Source organism: Planomonospora algeriensis, from assembly GCF_977012225.1.
In genome coordinates this window covers 1-3,772 of record NZ_CDRNDK010000546.1, presented here as the reverse complement: position 1 = coordinate 3,772, position 3,772 = coordinate 1, and the positions used below count along the sequence as shown (strand labels likewise).

Here is a 3,772-nt window from a genome sequence, read left to right as displayed (position 1 = left end):
AACCGGTCCCCCGGGGCGCCCGCGGGGCGGCCGCCCGCCTCAGCGGCGACGACCCCCGCCAGGAGGTGCGCAGGGCCCTGCGCGAGGCCAAGTCCCTCCTGGAGACCGGGGAGGTCCTCCGTCCCGACGAACCGTCGACGAACCGGCTCGCGGTGACCGGAAAGGTCCTGGATCCGGTGATCCGCCGGGCGAGCGGGGAGGGACGGCTGTGAAGGCGCTGTGCTGGCAGGGCGTGGACGAGCTCTCGGTCGAGCAGGTCCCCGACCCGCAGATCCTCAACGCCCAGGACATGATCGTGAAGGTCCGGCTGACCACGACGTGCGGCTCCGACCTGCACCTGCTGGGCGGCTACATCCCGGCGATGCGGGCCGGCGACGTCATCGGCCACGAGTTCATCGGCGAGGCCGTCGCGGTCGGCTCGGAGGTCCGCAGGCACAAGATGGGCGACCGGGTGGTGGTCTGCTCGTTCATCTCCTGCGGCCCCGTCCTCCGGCCGGCCTCCGCCGGGCCCGTGCGCCCGCCGGGACGGACCGGCGGGGATGTTTTGAGGGCCGTGACCCAAACGTTCACCCGCGGTCGATGACGGGCTCCGCCCATACCGGGCATACTCCTGCACGTGCAGCGTCGTTATCCGTTTCTCGACCATCCCGGACCGCTCGCCTTCGCCCACCGCGGCGGGGCGTCGGAGAACCGGGAGAACACCCACGCCGCCTTCGCCCGCGCGGTGGAACTCGGCTACACCTATCTGGAGACCGACGCCCACGCCACCGTCGACGGCGTGCTGCTGGCCTTCCACGACCACACCCTGGACCGGGTGACCGACCGGCGCGGCCGGATCGCCGCCCTGCCGTACCGGGTGGTGCGCGAGGCGCGGATCGGCGGCGTGGACGAGATCCCGCTCATGGAGGACCTGCTGGGCTCCTGGCCGGAGGCGCGCTTCAACATCGACGTCAAGGAGTCGACGGCCATCGCGCCGCTGGCCGAGGTGGTCCGGCGGACCAACGCCTACGACCGGATCTGCCTCACCTCCTTCTCCGACGAGCGCCTGCTGCGCGCCCGCGCCGCGCTCGGCCGCGACGTGTGCTCCTCCCTCGGCCCGCGCGGTGTCGCCACCCTGCGCGCCGCCGCCAGCACCGCCGCCTACGGCCGGCTGCTCTCCCGGCTGGCCCGCGCCGGGGTGCCGTGCGCGCAGGTCCCGGTGGGCTTCCGCGGCCTGCGGGTCACCACCCCCTCCCTCGTCCGTACGGCGCACGCCCTCGGCATGCAGCTGCACGTGTGGACGGTCAACAACCCCCGGGAGATGGAGCGCCTGCTCGACCTCGGCGTGGACGGCGTGATGACCGACAACATCTCCGGGTTGCGCGAGGTGCTCGAGGCCCGCGGCCAGTGGCACCCCGGCAGGCTCGCCGCCTGACCCGGCGCGGCCCCCGCGCCTTCCCCCGCCGCTCCCCCGCGGCCGCTGACCATCCCGGCGCGACTCCCCGATCCCTCCTCCCCCAGCGAACCGAGGACGCCATGACCGCCGAACCGGCCGTCGAAGAGACCCCGCAGTCCCGCCGCCGAGAGCAGCGCGGCTGGTACTGGTACGACTGGGCCAACTCGGCCTTCCCCACCACGGTCCTGACCGTCTTCCTCGGGCCGTACCTGACGACGATCGCCGAGCAGGCCGCGAAGACCGCCGGGGCGGCCTACGTCCCGGTGCTCTGGTTCGACGTCCGGCCCAGCGCCTACTACTCGTTCGTGGTGGGCGCCGCCGCCATCCTGCAGATCGTCCTGATGCCCATGGTGGGGGCCCTGGCCGACCACACGGGCCGCAAGAAGGAGATCATGGGGGCCTTCGCCTACCTGGGCGCGGGCGCGACGGTCTGCTTCTGGTTCCTGTCCGGTGACCGCTACCTGCTGGGCGGCGTGCTCTACATCCTCGCCAGCGTCGGCTTCGCCGCCGCGTTCGTCGTCTACAACTCGTTCCTGCCCCAGATCGCCACGGCCGACGAGCGCGACACGGTCTCCGCCCGGGGCTGGGGCTTCGGCTACCTGGGCGGCGGCCTGCTGCTCGCGATCCATCTGGGGCTGTTCCTCGGCCACGACTCCTTCGGCGTCTCCGAGGGCGACGCGGTGCGGATCGCGCTCGCCTCCGCTGGCCTGTGGTGGGGCGGCTTCACGGTCATCCCGATGCTGCGGCTGCGCAACCGGCGCGCGATGGCCCGCGGGACGGAGAGCGCCGGGCAGGCGATGACCGGGAGTTTCCGGCAGCTCGGCCGTACGCTCAAGGACCTGCGCAACTACCCGCTGACGCTGGGCTTCCTGGTCACCTACCTCATCTACAACGACGGCGTGCAGACGGTCATCTCCTTCTCCGCCACCTACGCCGACAAGGAGCTCGGGCTGAGCCAGACGGTGCGGATCGGCGCGATCCTGATGGTGCAGTTCGTCGCCTTCGGCGGGGCGCTGCTGCTGGGCAGGCTGGCGGCCTCCCACGGGGCCAAGCGGGTCGTCATGTACGCGCTGGTCGCGTGGACCGCGGTGGTGATCGTGGCCTACTTCCTGCCGAAGGGCTCGGCGCTGCCGTTCTTCGCCCTGGGGTTCGCCATCGCGATCGTGATGGGCGGCACCCAGGCCCTGTCGCGGTCGCTGTTCTCCCATGTGATCCCCAAGGGCAAGGAGGCGGAGTACTACAGCCTGTACGAGATCAGCGACAAGGGCTCGACGTTCCTCGGCTCCTTCACCCTGGGCCTGGCGCTCCAGCTGACCGACAGCTACCGGCTCGGCATCGTCTCGCTGGTGGTCTTCTTCCTGGTCGGCCTGGCCGGGCTCGCCGCGCTCAACCTGCCCAAGGCCATCCGCGCGGCCGGCAACCCGGTCCCCGAACGCCTCTGAGGACCCCCGCGGGACCACTCCGCCGAGGACGGCGGCGAAAAGCGCGATTGGATCACGCCGTGTGTGGGAATCCACACACGGTATCAAGCGTTGTACGCCGTGGGAGTTCAACCCCTCACGACGGGGCCCTTCAGGAGGCATTGAGACATGGGCGAGCGTGCGCTGCGCGGTACCCGACTCGGGGCGACCAGCTACGAGAACGACCGCAACACCGATCTGGCCCCGCGTCAGGAGGTTTCCTACACCTGCCCGAAGGGCCATCGATTCGACGTCCCGTTCGCGGCCGAGGCCGAGATCCCCGCGACGTGGGAGTGCCGCATGTGCGGTGTCACCGCGATCCGGGTGGACGGCGAGCTACCGGAGGCCAAGAAGGCCAAACCTCCCAGGACGCACTGGGACATGCTGCTGGAGCGGCGCACGATCGAAGACCTCGAGGAGGTCCTCAACGAGCGCCTGGCGATCCTGCGGGCCCAGCGCCGCAAGAGCGCCTGACGCGGATCGGGCGCCCGGCGGCCCCGGGAGACAGAGACGGCGCGGGACCCCGGCACCCCTCAGGTGCCGGGTCCCGCGCCGTCCGCCGTTCATCGGATCAGACGTTCGCCGGATCAGACGTTCATCGGATCAGACGATCTCGCAGATGACGGCGCCGGCGGCGATGGTCTGGCCTGCGGCGACGCCGAGGTTGGTGATCATGCCTGGTCTGTGGGCGGTGATGGCCTGCTCCATCTTCATGGCCTCGATGACCGCCACCAGGTCACCGGTGTCGACCAGGTCCCCGTCGGTCCTGGTGACCATCACGACGGTGGCCTGCATGGAGCTGACCAGCGCGTTCCCTCCCACCGGCGCCTGCTTGGCCGCCGCCGCGCCGCCGCGCCGCCGGGTCACGGGGCGCCGG

The 3,772-nt window shown here is 71.5% G+C and carries 5 protein-coding genes and 1 pseudogene; 5 read left to right on the top strand and 1 reads right to left on the bottom strand.

What is annotated here, in order from left to right; genetic code table 11:
- The 5 genes and pseudogenes from ACWJ6R_RS32145 to ACWJ6R_RS32125 all read left to right on the top strand — a co-directional run.
- Positions 1–212, top strand: a pseudogene (locus ACWJ6R_RS32145) (hypothetical protein); the annotation flags it as partial.
- A complete protein-coding gene (locus ACWJ6R_RS32140) occupies positions 209–583 on the top strand; it encodes an alcohol dehydrogenase catalytic domain-containing protein (RefSeq protein ID WP_449065820.1) in 375 nt (124 codons plus the stop codon). The pseudogene ACWJ6R_RS32145 and the gene ACWJ6R_RS32140, both read left to right, overlap by 4 nt.
- Before the next feature lie 33 nt (positions 584–616).
- A complete protein-coding gene (locus ACWJ6R_RS32135) occupies positions 617–1,414 on the top strand; it encodes a glycerophosphodiester phosphodiesterase (RefSeq protein WP_449065819.1) in 798 nt (265 codons plus the stop codon).
- Positions 1,415–1,515: 101 nt separating this feature from the next.
- Complete coding sequence (locus ACWJ6R_RS32130) at positions 1,516–2,877, top strand: MFS transporter (protein ID WP_449065818.1); 1,362 nt, start codon at positions 1,516–1,518, stop codon at positions 2,875–2,877.
- Between the two features lie 147 nt (positions 2,878–3,024).
- Positions 3,025–3,369: an RNA polymerase-binding protein RbpA gene (locus tag ACWJ6R_RS32125; protein ID WP_068897362.1), complete on the top strand. Its 345-nt coding sequence runs from the start codon at positions 3,025–3,027 to the stop codon at positions 3,367–3,369.
- A gap of 129 nt (positions 3,370–3,498) precedes the next feature.
- Here ACWJ6R_RS32125 and ACWJ6R_RS32120 read toward each other — a convergent pair.
- On the bottom strand, positions 3,499–3,772 hold a 274-nt coding region (locus ACWJ6R_RS32120; protein WP_449065817.1), incomplete at its 5' end, for an acetyl-CoA carboxylase biotin carboxyl carrier protein subunit.

Excerpts from the sequence above, each read along its gene's own strand:
- ACWJ6R_RS32130 (WP_449065818.1), top strand. The coding sequence starts at position 1,516 with ATGACCGCCGAACCGGCCGTCGAAGAGACCCCGCAGTCCCGCCGCCGA.
- ACWJ6R_RS32125 (WP_068897362.1), top strand. The coding sequence starts at position 3,025 with ATGGGCGAGCGTGCGCTGCGCGGTACCCGACTCGGGGCGACCAGCTAC.